The organism is Mesorhizobium sp. WSM2561, assembly GCF_000513915.1.
Lineage (GTDB): Bacteria > Pseudomonadota > Alphaproteobacteria > Rhizobiales > Rhizobiaceae > Mesorhizobium > Mesorhizobium muleiense.
Genome location: NZ_AZUX01000002.1, coordinates 105,797 through 119,432, shown reverse-complemented (window position 1 = coordinate 119,432; position 13,636 = coordinate 105,797). Strand labels below are relative to the sequence as shown.

The following is a 13,636-nucleotide window of genomic DNA, read 5'->3' as shown; positions in this document are numbered from 1 at the left end:
GGCAAGCGGCGCCAGCGGCGGCGCTTGCCGTCGACGTCAGGCCGATGCCTTGATCTTGAGGCTGTCGAGATAGGCGGACGGGTTGGCTGGATCGAAAATCTTGCCGTCGAAGAAGGTCTCGACGCCGCGCGATGGAGACGCCGGGATATCGGCCGCAGGAACGCCGAGATCCTTGGCCGCCTCGCGCCATAGATCTTCGCGGTTGACTTGATCGACCAGCGCCTTGATGTCGGTGGTCGCCGCGAATTTGCCCCAGCGGATGTTCTCGGCGAGGAACCAGCTGTCGTGGCTCTTGAACGGATAGGACACGCCGCCCTTCCAGAACTTCATGTAGAGGTCGGTGCCGGTGGCAATGCGGTCATTGCCATAGTTGATGTCGCCCTTGAGGCGGCCGATGATGTCGGCGGTCGGCACGTTCATCCATTGCCGCTTGCCGATGATGGCCGCCATCTCGTCCTTGTTTTCCAAGGATTCGCACCATTGCTGGGCTTCCATGACGGCCATCAGGATCGCCTTGGTGGCATTCGGGTTTTTGTCGATGAAGGCGGCGCGCAGGCCGAGCGCCTTTTCCGGATGGCCTTTCCACAACTCGCCCGTGGTGGCGGCCGTGAAGCCGACTCCCTGATGGACGAGTTGCTCGTTCCATGGCTCGCCGACGCAGAACACGTCCATGTTGCCGACCTTCATGTTGGCGACCATCTGCGGTGGCGGCACGACGATGGTCGAGACATCCTTGTTGGGATCGATGCCGCCGGCGGCCAGCCAATAGCGCAACCAGAGATCATGAGTGCCGCCCGGGAAGGTCATGGCGGCCTTCACCTCCTTGCCTTCGGCCTTCTTGGCCGCGAAGGCGTCCTTCAGCTTGGAGGCGTCGAGGCCGACGCCGGTGCCGGCATATTCCTGCGCGACGGAAATCGCCTGGCAGTCGTAATTCAGCCGCGCGACGATCGCCATCGGCATCGGCTGGTTGTTCTGCGTCACCTTGCCGGTATGCATCAGGTAAGGCATCGGCGTCAGGATATGGGCGCCGTCGATGCCGTTGGCTTCGCCGCCGAGCATCAGATTGTCGCGCGTCGCGCCCCAGGAGGCCTGCTTGAGCACCTCGACATCGGGCATGCCGAATTTCTCGAACAGGCCCTTCTCCTTGGCGATCATCAGCGGCGCCGCGTCGGTCAGCGCGATGAAGCCGAGCTTGGCGCCGGTGACTTCCGGTGCCGCGGGCGCCGCATAGGCGCCAGACGGCAGCAGCGCGCGCGCCGCTGCCAGGGTTGCCGCGGTGGCAGCACTTGCCATCAGAAAATTGCGGCGGGTCATGCCCTCGAGAGGGGCTTCAGTCTTGATGCGTTTCGTCATCGTCGTCTCCCGTTGGGCACTGCTTGGGATCAGCGCCGTCGATTGCCGTGCTCGGTCAAAACAAAAAAAGCCGCCGGCCAGGCCGCGCGCGTCCGTCCATCCGGGATCGCGTGTTGACCTGAGCGGCAGCTTTGCCTGTAGCGCCCGCCATTGGACGCCTGTTCCGTGACCCGAAAAGAGTCTGCTTATTGCAATGCAGGAACCGTGCCAGTTTCGGAATGGATGACAAACATCAATGAGATCAACGGCATGCCACAATCATCGGCGCGCTGGCCCGTTGGGCGAGCAAGCCAAAGATTGTTCATTTAGCGCAGTTGCACGCATAATTTTTGTGCAATGCACAAGAATGGCGCGAAAATGATCAGGCTTCGGCGCGCGCCAATTTCTGCCCGACAATGTAGGCGTCGATCTCGTCGGGATCGAATATCTGGCCATCGAAGAAACCATCGGGGCCGAGCACCAGACTGGCGCCGGCGGAGCCGACAGGTGTGGCAGACGCCAGCGCGCCCTCCACCTTAGAATTGGCGCCGGGAAGTGCGACGCCGAGCGGCTTCAGCGCTGCGCGATAGAGGTCGGGCCGGTAGGTGTCCCGCGCGAGCGCCATGTGGGCAGCGCTGTGCTTGACCTGCCCCCAACGGACCATCTGCGTGTAGAACCACAGCGCGTGGCTTTTCCACGGAAAATTTGCCGCCTTGCCGAAAGGCAGAAAGAAGTCCTCGACGGTCAGTTCCGCGCCGCCGCCCAGCGCAAGATGTCCGGTCAGGATCGGCATCTGCAGCGCCGGCGAAAGGCCGAGGAAGGAAGGCTGCGCCATCAGGGCGGCCAGTTCGCCGCGGTTTGCCGGATCCTGGCACCAGCGCGCGGCGTGATGGAGCGCGCGCAGCAGCGCCGAAAGCGCTTCCGGGTGTTTTTCGGCCCAGGCCTTGCGCACGCCGACGACTTTCTCGGGGCTGGTCTTCCAGATGGTGGCCTTGACCGTGGCGATATGGCCGGTGCCGGCGACGACCGAGGCGCTGTTCCACGGTTCGCCGGCGCAGTAGCCGTCGATCCTGCCGGCGGCGAGTGCGTCGGCCATGAAGGGCGGCGGCACGATGACGATTTCTATTTCGCGCGACGGATCGATGCCGCAGGCGGCGAGCCAGTAGCGCAGTTCGTAATTGTGTCCGGAGTGCGGATGCACGATCGCAAAGCGCAGTGGGTCGCGACCGGCATTTGCCCGTTCACGGATCAGCGCTCCCAGGGCCTTGCCGGCCCGCGCCGGATTGAGATCGGGCAAGGCGCCGTGCGCGGCCATGCCCGCCCAGAGCGTGTTCGAAACCGTTACGCAGTTACCGCCCAGTCCCAGCGAGAACGGCACGATCGTGTCGGAGGCGAGCGGGGTGAGCCCCAGATTGCAGGCGATCGGCATCGGCCCCAGCATATGCGCCAGATCGAAATGCCCGATCGCGATGCGGTCGCGGATGTTGGCCCAAGAGGTTTCGCGGCTGAGCGTCAGGTCGACGCCTTCGCGCGCGGCAAAGCCGATCTCCTTCGCTGCGACAAGAACGGCGCTGTCGAAGAGCGGCATGAAACCGGCATTGATCTGGTGTTCGGCCGCCATGCTCAACTCTCTCCGGGATCCAGAAGGCCTGCCGCCGTCACCAGGCTCTGCGCGATTTCGCTGATCTTGCGGTTCTGGTTCATGGCGGTCTTGCGCAGAAGCGTATAGGCCGCGTCCTCCGACAGGCCGCGTGATCGCATCAGGATGCCCTTGGCGCGGTCGATGACCTTGCGGTCCTCCAATTCACTGCGGGCTTCCTCAAGTTCGCGCGCCATCCGCGAGAATGCGTTGAAGCGGCTGATCGCCATGTCGAGTATCGGCTTGACGCGCTCCTGGCGCAGCCCGTCGACGACATAGGCGGAGACCCCCGCTTCCACCGCAGCTTCGATTGAAGCCTGATCCGACCGGTCCACGAACATGGCGATCGGCCGCTTCACCACGCGCGAAAGCTGGAACATGTTTTCAAGCATATCGCGGTTGGGATTTTCGAGATCGATGACGATTACGTCCGGTTCGATCTCGGCAATGCGGCGCGCTATTCCCGCAACATCGTGAACGACCGTGACCTGCTCATGCCCGGCCTCCCGCAATCCCGCCTGGATGATGGAGGCGCGAATGTGGTTTTCGTCGATCACCAGGACGGTGAGGGATTTCCGGATCATGCCGCATTTTGCGCACGGCGCGCGATTGTGCAATGCGGCAGGGTGAGAATTGGCCCAGTTACCGCTTCGGGAACTGCCCGATGTTCGCGGAGCTGACCCGCTAAGCTTCTCTAAATACGATTCATAGCGTCTGCTTTGCTTTTGTTTCGACTGCGCTATTTTTCAGTTTGCGACCCTTGTCTCGCTGGCTAGAAGATTGGAGGTTTCCATGGATCGGCGATCATTTTTGACAGGAATGTTTTGCGTTGCTGGGGCAGCAGCCCTTGTAAGCGCAGTTCGACCTATCAACGCAGTAGCCGGCGTGCCGGGGGCCAGAAGTGGCATCCTCGATGAACTCGACGCGCTGGAGACAGAGCCCTTCGAAGATGAAGATACTCAGGCGGAGCCGGTCCGACATCGGAGCTGGCACCGCAGGCGGCGGCGCCGGCGGCGGGCTTGGAGAAGGGCCTGTCGTCGTGCCTGGCGATATGGCCGTCTGCGCAGACGGTGCTTTCGCAGGCGTGTTTGGGTCTGGGCCTGGTATTAGTAGCAGTTAGTGTGCTGAAAACCCCGTGGTTGCCGGGGTTTTCAGCCTCAGACTAGCCAAATACGGCGAATTTTTCAGGGACCCGCGCGAGTTGTCGGGCCTGCCAGTTATAGGCAGGCCTAAATCAGACTGATTTTCCCAAAGAGAAAACTGATGGAGCCAATCGGAATCGAACCGACGACCTCTTGAATGCCATTCATGGGGCCTGACTTTCGTTCTGTTTCCGTTCGTGGCGTCATATTTCCGCAATGCTATTGTTTCTAAGGCAAATCAGCTATGGTGTGTCCGTAGGAGTCGTCGGCTTTCCGTTTTCGCGGTGCCCCGGCGGTGCCCCGAGGCTCAAACTGGTAGCGGAAATGTCAGAAGGCGGCAGAACGGTCAAAATCACAAAGCGCGTGGTCGATGCCACCAAGCCCAACGGCACAGACTTCTATGTGTTCGATAGCGAGCTGATCGGGTTTGGCCTTCGCGTCCGCGCTACTGGCGGCATGTCCTATATCGTCCGCTATCGCGCCGGCTCGGGAAAGAATGCTCCCGTCAAGCGAGTGACGATTGCCAAGGTTGGCAAGGTCACGCCCGACCAAGCCCGCGACGTGGCGAAAGACCTCCTGGCCTCTGTCGTCCAAGGGCAAGACCCCTCACGGGATAGAGCCGAGGAACGCGGCGCCGTCACGTTCGCGAAACTGGCCGATGCCTTCCTCCACCATGTCGAAGCGCTCAAGAAGGCGAACACTCACGCGCAATATGCCCACATGCTGAACGCCTACGCGGTGCCGCAGTTCGGAACGCGCAAGGCGGCTGCCGTCACCCCGAGCGATATCGCCGGCCTACACATAAGCCTGAAGGCAAAGCCGACGACCGCGAACCGGGTTCGGGACGTGATTAGTTCGATGTACGGATGGGCCATTAAGGGCAAGATTCTGCCCAAGATGGAAAACCCCGCTGCCGGCATCGCCAAATATCGAGAGTCCAAACGGGAGCGGTTTCTGTCGTCGGAAGAAATCTTGCGGCTCGGCTCTGCCATCCGTGAGGCTGAAACCGTTGGCATTGCATGGGAGCCAGACCCCGACAAAAAAACCAAGCACGCCCCTAAGGCCGGCAATCGGCTGGTCAAGCTAGATCCTGCATCGGCCGCGGCGCTTCGGCTGTTTATCCTGACCGGTGCCAGGTTGCGGGAAATCCTGCATCTGACATGGGACATGGTGGACCTTGAGCGTGGATTGCTGCTGCTGCCTGACAGCAAGACAGGGCAGAAAACCATCATTCTAAACGCCCCGGCTCAAATGGTTCTGGCCGATCTGCCCCGGATCGATCGTCACGTTATCCCCGGCAAACCGCGCGCCCTCAAGGGCGGCAAGATGGAAAGCCGGCCGCGCTCCGACCTTAAGCGGCCATGGCAGATGATCCGCAAGCGCGCCGGCCTGGCTGCACAGTCTGATAATCCCGGCTTTAGGGTGCGCATCCATGATTTGCGGCACACCCATGCATCAATAGGCGTCGGTGCCAATCTTGGACTGCCGATCGTGGGCAAGCTTCTAGGCCATGCCCAATCGCGCACCACCGAACGCTATGCGCATCTTGAAGCCGATCCGCTGCGCAAGGCGTCCAACGCGATAGGCAAGCGCATTGCCGAAGCGATGGGCGATGCAGAGCCACCATCGGCGGAAAATGTTGTGAAACTCAGAGGATGAAAAATTCTCAAATGCCCCAGAACCGGAACACTCAAAAGGTTCAAAAGGTCTGACAGACCCGCAGGGATAGGAGGCATCCGACAAGCCGGTTAGCACCACCGGCTTCCCTGCGGCCCTCAGGTGCATCGCGCGAAAGGTGCAGCGATGAACGTACGCGTTCCGTTTTGGAGTAACCAGGGGCGGTGGCCTGTCCAGATTCCCGGCTATGTGTTTGCAGCTCGGGCTGTCTTGGAAGTGGGCCCGGTGGCTTTTGGCGATCTATGGACAGGCACAGAGCCTCTCGCGGCCGAGCCGTTCAACTTTCGCAGAATCCCCTTGCTTGGTGGAAAGGTCTTACGCCAGTCGCAATCGCAAGTGACGCCATCGGACAAAGAGCGGATTAACATGCTGCTGCGGCAGCACAGGCCAGAGATGGGCCGCCCCCTGCGCGAGTATGGCCCTTACGGTCCTAAGCCTCTGATTTTCTCTGATGACGAGTGGGAGGCCGGCTTGGATCTGGCCGAAGATGTGGACATGGACCTGACGGCCATGCATCGGCACTTCAATACCGTGGTTTCCATCATAGTGGAAGCATGCGCGAACGGTTCTCTCCTTGCTGCTTTGCGCCCCAGGCCCGGCGGCAGGATGAGCGACCCGCTGCCCGTTGATGCATGGCATACTGAGAAGGCGGCGGCGGTTCGTGAGGGGCGAAATGCACCCTGACCCGCAAAAGGCGTTTTCAAACTCCGTTGGCGGGGACGCCTTTCATTACCTCTATTTCGGCAGGAAAAGTTTCGACGCCCTTTTGCGTTCGCTGGAGAATGCGGCAAAGCCAGATGTCGATAGAACAACAAAGAAGGATGTTAACCCGGAAAAATTGATGGAATGGGCTAAGCCGCTGTTCGATTCAGTGGAAAACAATCAACAGCCAGTATTCACCCAGAAGAAATTTGAAGCCATGGCACGAGCGGAGTTCCCCGACCTCTCGATTCCACAACTCAGAAAAAAAATTTGGGCCAAGAGGCCGCCCGTGTTCCCGCGCAGGGCGCGAAAGGGTTCATAGCACTTTTTCCGCCAGGCTCCCGCCAATCATCCGCCACTCATCCGCCAGCCTTACGCCATCTTACTCCACCTGCCGCCACCAAGTTGGCGGCGTAAATAGACGGCAATAATACCGACCGGCATGCTCTCCCCGTGTCCAGCAATTGCGCTGGCGCCCTTGCAAAGTCGCAGGGCAATACTGAGAGAGACAAACAACGCCATGCTAGACACCCCCACGCATCGCCCGAAAATGCGAACCAAGGAAGCCGCCAGCTATTGCGGTTCCACCGAATCGACGTTCAACAAGCTGCGTCTTTATGGCAGCGGTCCGATCTACATATCTATCGGCAGAACAGTCGTCTATGACCCGGACGACCTCGACAGATGGCTGAATGCCAATCGCCGCAAATCCACGTCTGTAGCGGCGTGAGGTGCGATCATGAACAGTCACGACAAAGCCGCCGGCCTGGCAGGGCTCGGCGGCTCGGTAGATAGGAATGCTGTTGCGGCCTCTTTCTACCAAATTCACTCCGAAACGGCAATTGCAATTGATGATGGTTCATACGCCATCGCCGTGATTGCAGCACGCTTTCGGGTTCCGCCAGCAACCGCATTCGAAGTCTGCCGATTGGCAGGATTGGGGGTGCGTTAATGGCGCCTCGCCCTCAACTCCCAGCCCTAACAGCAGAGCGCGCAAGGGCCCTGCTGATCTACAATCCGGAAACCGGCGCGCTGAATTGGCGGGTCGCCCGCCCCGGTACTTTCAGCGGTGCGCTAGACGGCACGCGGACGAGTGAAGGCTATACCCAGGTCGAGATCGACTATCGCCTCTACAAAGCTCACCGCGTTATCTGGCTGATCATGACTGGTAAGTGGCCGACCCATCAGGTCGACCATAAGAACGGTATGCGTGCCGATAACCGATGGAAGAATCTGCGAGAGGCGACGCCGCTCCAGAACGCTCGCAACCGCCGTCCAGGTAAGCGAAACAGCAGTGGCAGGGTCGGCGTTACGCAGACGGCTAGTGGTCGCTGGCAAGCCTTCATCGGTCTTGACTTACAAAACCGCGTACTAGGGACCTTTGGCAGCTTTGACGAAGCGGCAGCTGCACGAACCGCGACAGAACAACACCATTACGGTGAGTTTTCGGCAGAGAGGAGCGGCGCGACATGAGCCGCGAATTCTCAAAAATCAGCCCGAAGGTGTGGCGCTCAAAACGGTTTCGCGCACTACCCTCTGATGATGCTCGCTTTCTGTTGCTGTTCTTCCTGACCAGTGAACATCAGACCAGCGCGGGCTGCTTCAGAATGCCGGACGCGTATGCGGCGGCGGATCTGGGTTGGCCGATTGAACGCATGCAGACGGCTCGTCAAGATCTTATCGAGGGCGACTTGCTCGCCTTCGACCCCGATACAGACGAGTACTTCGTCATTGGCTGGTTTGGCCACAACAAGCCAATGAACGTCAGCCATCAGAAATCCATCGTTCGCGTAGTCTCTGACATCGAAAGTGATGCCGTGCGCGAAATAGCCGAAGCCGAACTGCAACCGGCCCTGATCCCAAGCACCGTGGAAACCATCAACGGTTCAAGGCTTGGGAACTCGTCCTACATGACCAGGAGAGCCTCATGACCCCACACAGTCCCGACACTGTGTCGAGACCCTGTCGACATAAGGAGACTGAGACGGAGACAGTTACACGAGACGGAGAAGAGACTGGAACCGAGAATTCTACAGAAAAGAAGACTTTTACTGAGACCGTCAAAACCGCGAACGAAGGCGTTCCCTCATCGTCGGCAAGAGGCTTTGGAGGGAAAGGACGAAAGCCATCGAGGGCAGCGTGGGCCAAGGCGGAAACCGCTGTAGTAACGCCATACAAGCCGACGCAACGGGAACTTGCATCACAGGCCGCCTACGCTAAGCGCCGCGAGAGCAAGCGTCCGGTTCCGCAAATAAAAGTCTCGATGAGCGAAGATGGCGGCAGCCGCATCGCATCGCTCGCGGTAGACCACCCTGACCCGGCACTAGGCTATGAGCTTTTGGCCGAAGCCGTAGGGGCCGATAACGGCACCTTCCTTGCCGGCACTCTCGATTCACTGGCCAAGGTTGCTCAGGTCGGCTCCGTACGTGAGGGTGAAATGAACTATGCACTCTCCATGGTATGCGGGCTCCGACCGAAGGACCAGATCGAAGCGACTCTTGGTGTCCAGATGGCCGCCATTCACATGGCCACGATGAATGCCGCTATGTGCATGGGACAAGCCAAGACGTGGGAATTGAAGGATCGCAAGAACGGGCATTAAACCGCCTCGCCCGTACATATGTGGCCCAGGTTGAGGCTCTGAAGCGCTATCGCAGCAAGGGAGAGCAGCGCGTGATTGTCGAGCGCGTGAACGTTGAAAAGGGCGGACAAGCCATCGTCGGCAACGTCGCCCATGGGGGCGGGGTAGGTGAAGAAAAATGATCGATAACCCCATGAACCGCGCACCGCGTTGTCAGGCTCGCAGCAAGCGCAGCGGGGTTGGCTGCAAAGCGCCTGCAAAGCGGGGGCACCGGGTTTGCCGATTTCATGGTGCTGGCGGCGGAGCACCCAAAGCGCCGGCCACGGCCAATATCGACACGGACGATTCACTTGCGAGGCTATCGCACAGCGCAAAGAGATTGCGGCTCTGATTGCGGATGCGCGGCGAGCTGCGGCCGCGGTGATATAAGCATGAACCGACTTCGCCAATCCGCCAGTGAGGTTATCGCCTTGCCTTCCGCCATCCTGCCGCCTGAGCATCGGCCTCAGAACAAAACCAGCGCTCCCCACTCACTTGGCTGATACGGGTTTGCGAATAGTATTTCTGCCCGGGTACGTGATAGATGCGCTCGCCTTTGGCCGAGATGTTGCCCTTGATGCTGCAGCCACCAAGAAGGCCGAAGCCGGTCGATTGCTCGCTGACGCTCTCGACCTTGCCGGCGTTGGCATCCCGCCAGTCCCATGGTTGATCGAAGTGGCCCTGCCAAACTCCGCGATGCGCGGCCTTGGCGGCCCGTTGTTCGGCGGCAAATGCGCCGTTCGAATAGCGAGGCCAATCTAGAGCGAGGCCTTGTTCGACGAGCCATTTCTGAACGCTTCGGCCGTCGGCGCGATTGCAGTTCCCGACGAGACGCCCGTACTGATCACGATCGACAAAGCTGCAATGCAGCGGTCGCGAAGCTGCCAGGAACTTGTCTAAGGGCTTGCGCAGCGCGGCGTCCGCATGGGTAGTCAAAGCCCTTGGCGTCGTCGTAGTGCTGACGGCTCTCGGGCGCGTCGATGCCATTGAAACGAATCCTTTGGCCTGCAATCTCTACTGTGTCGCCATCGATCACGGAGGCGCGGCCTTTCATGGGGCCGGGCAATGGTTCTGTCCAGTTTGTTATCGTGCTTTGGAGGCCAGAGGTGCTCTGTTGGCCGGCGGTGCTCTGGATCGCGAATTGGGTGACTGCGGCGGCAAGCGTGCCGACGCCGAGGAAGATCAGCCCCAAGAGCGGTCGCGGCAGCCGCCGTGACGCTCTGCCGGCGCGCCTTCGCCAGCGGTTAGCCTGATTGGCGCCTTGATAACGGTGGCCTTTGCCCACGCCCGCTCTCCCCGAAGAGAGAATGCCGCCATTCTGTGCGAGAGTCCAGAAGCTGCCCTAGTGGTGAAAGTCTGACACTTGGTACCGGTGGACGGCAAGAATCGTCCCTTCCATGCCCTTCCTTCTGGGCAGCGCTACGACAATCCGTGACCCTTCTGCGACGTTCTCATTGGGGCCGACGGACGACCGGATCAAGCGGGAAATCGGCCATTGGCTCACCCGACTTGGATGCTTGGCAAACCCGTTTTCTAAGTCCAGCCTGATAGACTTTTGAAATGGGCGTCAATACAATCCGTTGCCCTGCTTTCTGTGAAAGCAAATGCAAATGCCCGAAGTACGCGCCCAACGCCGTCTTGCAGCCATCTTGGCTGCCGACGTGGTGGGCTACAGTCGACTTCTGGACATGGACGAGCAAGGAACGTTGGCCGCATTAAGGGGGCGGCGGAAGGAGATCCTCGAGCCACTGGTCCGCGACCGCCAAGGCCGTGTCGTAAAAGTGATGGGTGATGGCGTTCTTGTCGAGTTCGCAAGCGCGGTAAACGCCGTGTCATGCGCCGTCGACCTCCAGAGGCGGATGGCGGCCGCGAACGAAGGTTTGGCTGTCGACCGGCAAATCAACCTGCATATCGGCATCAATCTGGGCGATGTCGTTGTCGAGGACGGCGATCTGTTCGGCGACGGCGTCGTTGTCGCCGTGCGACTTCAGGCAATGGCCGGGGCAGGAGATATCTGTATCTCCGGCAGCGTTTATGACCAAGTCAAGCGGAAGCTTGATTGCGGCTTCGACGAACTTGGTCCGCAAGCGATAAAGAACGTCGCCGAACCGGTGTCCGTCTACCGGATTCGGTTGTCGGCCGCGTCGGAAGATGGCGGGCCGGCGGAGAAAGCGCCGCTCCCGCTTCCCGCCAAGCCCTCCATAGCCGTCCTTCCCTTTACGAACATGAGCAACGATCCGGAGCAGGAAGCTTTTGTCGACGGCCTCACCGAAGACCTGATCACGGACCTCTCGAGGACGAGCGAGCTGTTCGTCATCGCCAGCAACTCGGCATTTGCATACAAGGGCAGGCACGTGGATGTGCGTCGCATCGCGCGCGAACTGGGAGTGCGCCATCTCCTTGAAGGTAGTGCACGGCGGGCCGCCGGACGGGTGCGTATCAACGCTCAACTGATCGACGCGATCGCGGGCGACCACCTTTGGGCCGAAAGATTCGACCGGAGCCTTGAAGACATATTCGCCGTCCAGGACGAGGTGACCGGCAAGATTGTCGAGGCCCTGGTGGGCCGCCTGATCGCCGCGCCAGTGCGCAACAGACCGAGCAATCTGGAGGCCTATGATCTCTGTGTGCGTGCGCGTGGCCTGGGCCTGCAAACGGCGATCACCGCGAAAGAAGCCATTTTCCTGCTGAATCGGGCAATCGCGCTCGATCCGGAATATGCGGAGGCGCACCGGTGGCTGGCACTCAATCTCTGGCTGGGCTGGGAGTTCTGGGACGAACCGATGGATCCCAACCGGGCGAGGGCGCTTGCCGAAGCACAGCAGGCGGTCGAACTCGACCCGAACGACGCCGGAAACCGATGGGTATTGGGCGTCATATTGGGCCATGAGGGTCGCTGGGCGGAATCAGATGCCGAATTCGACGCTGCCCACAAGCTGGATCCCAATCACGCCGACGCCTGGGCGATGCAGGCTGAACTGACGACAGAAAAGGGCCGGCCAGCCGAGGCCATAGAGCAGGTGCGCAGGGCGCTCCGGCTCAACCCTCACCCGCCCGGTTGGTATTACTGGATGCTGGGCCAGGCCCAATATGCCATCGGCGACTACGAATCCGCGGTTCAAACGCTGCGCAGGCCTGAAACTTATCGCACGACTTCACGACGCCTGCTTGCGGCAAGCCTTGCGCAACTTGGCCGATTGGAGGAAGCGCGCTGGGAAGCAAAAATGTTCATGATAAGCAATCCGCACTTCACAATCCGGCATTGGTCGGCTTCGCAGCCTTTCCCGGCCGAGGACGTGCGGCGGCATATCGTGGAGGGCTATCGCCTGGCGGGGCTTCCGGAATGACTCGCGTTGGATATACCCCAGGCCTGCTGTCGACAGGCGCCCCAAGGCTGCCGCAGCGGCAAAATTTGGTCTTCTGCCGGAACGAAATTCGCCATATCGTGCGTTTGTTCCCATCGCTGTGTGCTTGACATGGCCAACGGAGACTTGCGGCATCGGATCGCGCGACGCGAGGATCTCGCGGCCATCACTGCGCTTATGGATGCGGCGATCGCCGAACTCCAAAAGCCCTTTCTTGACGACGCCCAGATCCGATCCAGCCGTGCAATCATGGGGCTGGACACGCAGCTTGTCGATGACGGCACCTATTTCGTCGTGGAACACGACGGCGTCCTGGCAGGTTGTGGGGGCTGGAGCCGGCGCGCGACCATGTATGGTGGGGATCAGTCGCCCGGGCGTAATTCGGCGCTGCTTGACCCCGCCAACGACGCGGCGCGGGTCAGAGCCATGTATACCCATCCGGCCTTTGTCAGACGCGGTGTCGGTCGTCTGATCCTTTCGCTTTGTGAAAACGCAGCCAAGGCCGAGGGCTTTGCTCGTGTCGAGTTGGCAGCCACAATGGCAGGTGAGCCACTGTATCGAGCCTGCGGCTATCATCCCGCCGAGAAATTCGTCGATGACCGTGGCGGCGCTCCGGTGCCGATCCTGATGATGAGCAAGACGCTCTGAGCAGAGCTCAAAGGGGTCGCCCGCTGCTGGTAATTGCTCTCGTCCAGGTCAGAAGACGCTGGAGATTCAACCAAGCCATTTCGAACTACAACAACAACTCCAAAGTTCGCCTGAACTTCCGCTCCCCGTCGAGTCGGACCTTCGTGGCGGTATTCGCGGTCGTCCGGAGATGGCGCTAGCTTCACATTCCGGTAGTCAGCTCAGACGGCAAGATTCCACCCAACCTTGCCGTTCCGAGGGGTGCTAAGCGTCAGGCTTTCACCACTAGCCGGTCGGCAACGGATCAACGCTAGGCAACGGGTCAGCCTCTCGACGGTCTCAATGATGGCTTTGGCCAGCGCTTCACCCTCATGAATCGGCTCGGGACCATAGAGCAGCAGGACAGCTTCTTCGCTCGGCAGCACGCCGGCGGGGCAGGTCTGTTCGATAGCCATGCGCACCAGCTTGAGGGCTGCCCACGCGTTGCAGATGTTATCTTGGCCGTTCATCCTTCCTCGCTGGGATCGACTGT

16 protein-coding genes are annotated in these 13,636 nt (G+C 60.3%); 11 read left to right on the top strand and 5 right to left on the bottom strand.

Annotated features, from left to right (window positions below; translation table 11 throughout):
• Positions 1 to 36: 36 nt before the first annotated feature.
• From M727_RS0103695 to M727_RS0103685, 3 genes are all read right to left on the bottom strand, one after another.
• A complete protein-coding gene (locus M727_RS0103695) occupies positions 37 to 1,353 on the bottom strand; it encodes a CmpA/NrtA family ABC transporter substrate-binding protein (protein WP_027151530.1) in 1,317 nt (438 codons plus the stop codon).
• Positions 1,354 to 1,714: 361 nt separating this feature from the next.
• The gene (locus M727_RS0103690; protein WP_027151529.1) at positions 1,715 to 2,953 is read right to left on the bottom strand and encodes a CmpA/NrtA family ABC transporter substrate-binding protein; all 1,239 of its coding nucleotides are present in this window, start codon (positions 2,951 to 2,953) and stop codon (positions 1,715 to 1,717) included.
• Between the two features lie 2 nt (positions 2,954 to 2,955).
• Positions 2,956 to 3,555: an ANTAR domain-containing response regulator gene (locus tag M727_RS0103685; protein WP_027151528.1), complete on the bottom strand. Its 600-nt coding sequence runs from the start codon at positions 3,553 to 3,555 to the stop codon at positions 2,956 to 2,958.
• Positions 3,556 to 4,437: 882 nt separating this feature from the next.
• Here M727_RS0103685 and M727_RS0103680 point away from each other — a divergent pair.
• The 9 genes from M727_RS0103680 to M727_RS41350 all read left to right on the top strand — a co-directional run bounded on the left by M727_RS0103680 (position 4,438) and on the right by M727_RS41350 (position 9,255).
• Positions 4,438 to 5,772, top strand: coding sequence for a site-specific integrase (locus M727_RS0103680; protein ID WP_036261472.1), 1,335 nt, complete (start codon positions 4,438 to 4,440; stop codon positions 5,770 to 5,772).
• Positions 5,773 to 5,916: 144 nt separating this feature from the next.
• Positions 5,917 to 6,474: a hypothetical protein gene (locus tag M727_RS0103675; RefSeq protein WP_027151526.1), complete on the top strand. Its 558-nt coding sequence runs from the start codon at positions 5,917 to 5,919 to the stop codon at positions 6,472 to 6,474.
• Positions 6,464 to 6,814, top strand: a complete 351-nt coding sequence (locus M727_RS0103670; RefSeq protein ID WP_027151525.1) for a hypothetical protein — start codon at positions 6,464 to 6,466, stop codon at positions 6,812 to 6,814. The genes M727_RS0103675 and M727_RS0103670 overlap by 11 nt, the downstream gene beginning before the upstream one ends.
• A gap of 198 nt (positions 6,815 to 7,012) precedes the next feature.
• Positions 7,013 to 7,222 (top strand): helix-turn-helix domain-containing protein, encoded by a 210-nt coding sequence (locus M727_RS0103660; protein WP_027151524.1) that lies wholly within the window; start codon positions 7,013 to 7,015, stop codon positions 7,220 to 7,222.
• A gap of 9 nt (positions 7,223 to 7,231) precedes the next feature.
• The gene (locus tag M727_RS41355) at positions 7,232 to 7,444 is read left to right on the top strand and encodes a hypothetical protein (protein ID WP_156941478.1); all 213 of its coding nucleotides are present in this window, start codon (positions 7,232 to 7,234) and stop codon (positions 7,442 to 7,444) included.
• A complete protein-coding gene (locus M727_RS35785) occupies positions 7,444 to 7,965 on the top strand; it encodes an HNH endonuclease signature motif containing protein (RefSeq protein ID WP_051505512.1) in 522 nt (173 codons plus the stop codon). The genes M727_RS41355 and M727_RS35785 overlap by 1 nt, the downstream gene beginning before the upstream one ends.
• Positions 7,962 to 8,423, top strand: a complete 462-nt coding sequence (locus tag M727_RS0103650) for a hypothetical protein (RefSeq protein WP_027151523.1) — start codon at positions 7,962 to 7,964, stop codon at positions 8,421 to 8,423. The genes M727_RS35785 and M727_RS0103650 overlap by 4 nt, the downstream gene beginning before the upstream one ends.
• Before the next feature lie 332 nt (positions 8,424 to 8,755).
• Positions 8,756 to 9,094, top strand: a complete 339-nt coding sequence (locus M727_RS35780) for a hypothetical protein (protein ID WP_051505511.1) — start codon at positions 8,756 to 8,758, stop codon at positions 9,092 to 9,094.
• The gene (locus M727_RS41350; RefSeq protein ID WP_156941477.1) at positions 9,061 to 9,255 is read left to right on the top strand and encodes a hypothetical protein; all 195 of its coding nucleotides are present in this window, start codon (positions 9,061 to 9,063) and stop codon (positions 9,253 to 9,255) included. The genes M727_RS35780 and M727_RS41350 overlap by 34 nt, the downstream gene beginning before the upstream one ends.
• Before the next feature lie 280 nt (positions 9,256 to 9,535).
• Here M727_RS41350 and M727_RS35775 read toward each other — a convergent pair whose 3' ends face one another.
• Positions 9,536 to 10,099 (bottom strand): thermonuclease family protein, encoded by a 564-nt coding sequence (locus tag M727_RS35775; protein ID WP_245268436.1) that lies wholly within the window; start codon positions 10,097 to 10,099, stop codon positions 9,536 to 9,538.
• Between the two features lie 623 nt (positions 10,100 to 10,722).
• On the opposite strand from M727_RS35775, the gene M727_RS0103635 reads away from it, so the two are divergent.
• Positions 10,723 to 12,459: an adenylate/guanylate cyclase domain-containing protein gene (locus M727_RS0103635; RefSeq protein WP_027151522.1), complete on the top strand. Its 1,737-nt coding sequence runs from the start codon at positions 10,723 to 10,725 to the stop codon at positions 12,457 to 12,459.
• Between the two features lie 195 nt (positions 12,460 to 12,654).
• Positions 12,655 to 13,125 carry a GNAT family N-acetyltransferase gene (locus M727_RS0103630; protein ID WP_245268434.1) on the top strand — a complete coding sequence of 157 codons (471 nt, stop codon included), beginning with the start codon at positions 12,655 to 12,657 and terminating at the stop codon, positions 13,123 to 13,125.
• Positions 13,126 to 13,325: 200 nt separating this feature from the next.
• Here M727_RS0103630 and M727_RS35770 read toward each other — a convergent pair whose 3' ends face one another.
• Positions 13,326 to 13,613, bottom strand: coding sequence for a PAC2 family protein (locus M727_RS35770; RefSeq protein ID WP_245268432.1), 288 nt, complete (start codon positions 13,611 to 13,613; stop codon positions 13,326 to 13,328).
• Between the last annotated feature and the right edge of the window lie 23 nt (positions 13,614 to 13,636).

What these genes read in the sequence shown, in the direction of transcription:
- M727_RS0103670 (WP_027151525.1), top strand. Translation starts at nt 6,464, where the DNA reads ATGCACCCTGACCCGCAAAAGGCGTTTTCAAACTCCGTTGGCGGGGAC.
- M727_RS35780 (WP_051505511.1), top strand. Translation starts at nt 8,756, where the DNA reads ATGAGCGAAGATGGCGGCAGCCGCATCGCATCGCTCGCGGTAGACCAC.
- M727_RS0103660 (WP_027151524.1), top strand. Translation starts at nt 7,013, where the DNA reads ATGCTAGACACCCCCACGCATCGCCCGAAAATGCGAACCAAGGAAGCC.
- M727_RS0103650 (WP_027151523.1), top strand. Translation starts at nt 7,962, where the DNA reads ATGAGCCGCGAATTCTCAAAAATCAGCCCGAAGGTGTGGCGCTCAAAA.
- M727_RS0103675 (WP_027151526.1), top strand. Translation starts at nt 5,917, where the DNA reads ATGAACGTACGCGTTCCGTTTTGGAGTAACCAGGGGCGGTGGCCTGTC.
- M727_RS0103680 (WP_036261472.1), top strand. Translation starts at nt 4,438, where the DNA reads ATGTCAGAAGGCGGCAGAACGGTCAAAATCACAAAGCGCGTGGTCGAT.
- M727_RS41355 (WP_156941478.1), top strand. Translation starts at nt 7,232, where the DNA reads ATGAACAGTCACGACAAAGCCGCCGGCCTGGCAGGGCTCGGCGGCTCG.
- M727_RS0103630 (WP_245268434.1), top strand. Translation starts at nt 12,655, where the DNA reads ATGGATGCGGCGATCGCCGAACTCCAAAAGCCCTTTCTTGACGACGCC.
- M727_RS35785 (WP_051505512.1), top strand. Translation starts at nt 7,444, where the DNA reads ATGGCGCCTCGCCCTCAACTCCCAGCCCTAACAGCAGAGCGCGCAAGG.
- M727_RS35775 (WP_245268436.1), bottom strand. Translation starts at nt 10,099, where the DNA reads ATGGCATCGACGCGCCCGAGAGCCGTCAGCACTACGACGACGCCAAGG.
- M727_RS0103695 (WP_027151530.1), bottom strand. Translation starts at nt 1,353, where the DNA reads ATGACGAAACGCATCAAGACTGAAGCCCCTCTCGAGGGCATGACCCGC.
- M727_RS0103690 (WP_027151529.1), bottom strand. Translation starts at nt 2,953, where the DNA reads ATGGCGGCCGAACACCAGATCAATGCCGGTTTCATGCCGCTCTTCGAC.
- M727_RS35770 (WP_245268432.1), bottom strand. Translation starts at nt 13,613, where the DNA reads ATGAACGGCCAAGATAACATCTGCAACGCGTGGGCAGCCCTCAAGCTG.
- M727_RS0103635 (WP_027151522.1), top strand. Translation starts at nt 10,723, where the DNA reads ATGCCCGAAGTACGCGCCCAACGCCGTCTTGCAGCCATCTTGGCTGCC.
- M727_RS0103685 (WP_027151528.1), bottom strand. Translation starts at nt 3,555, where the DNA reads ATGATCCGGAAATCCCTCACCGTCCTGGTGATCGACGAAAACCACATT.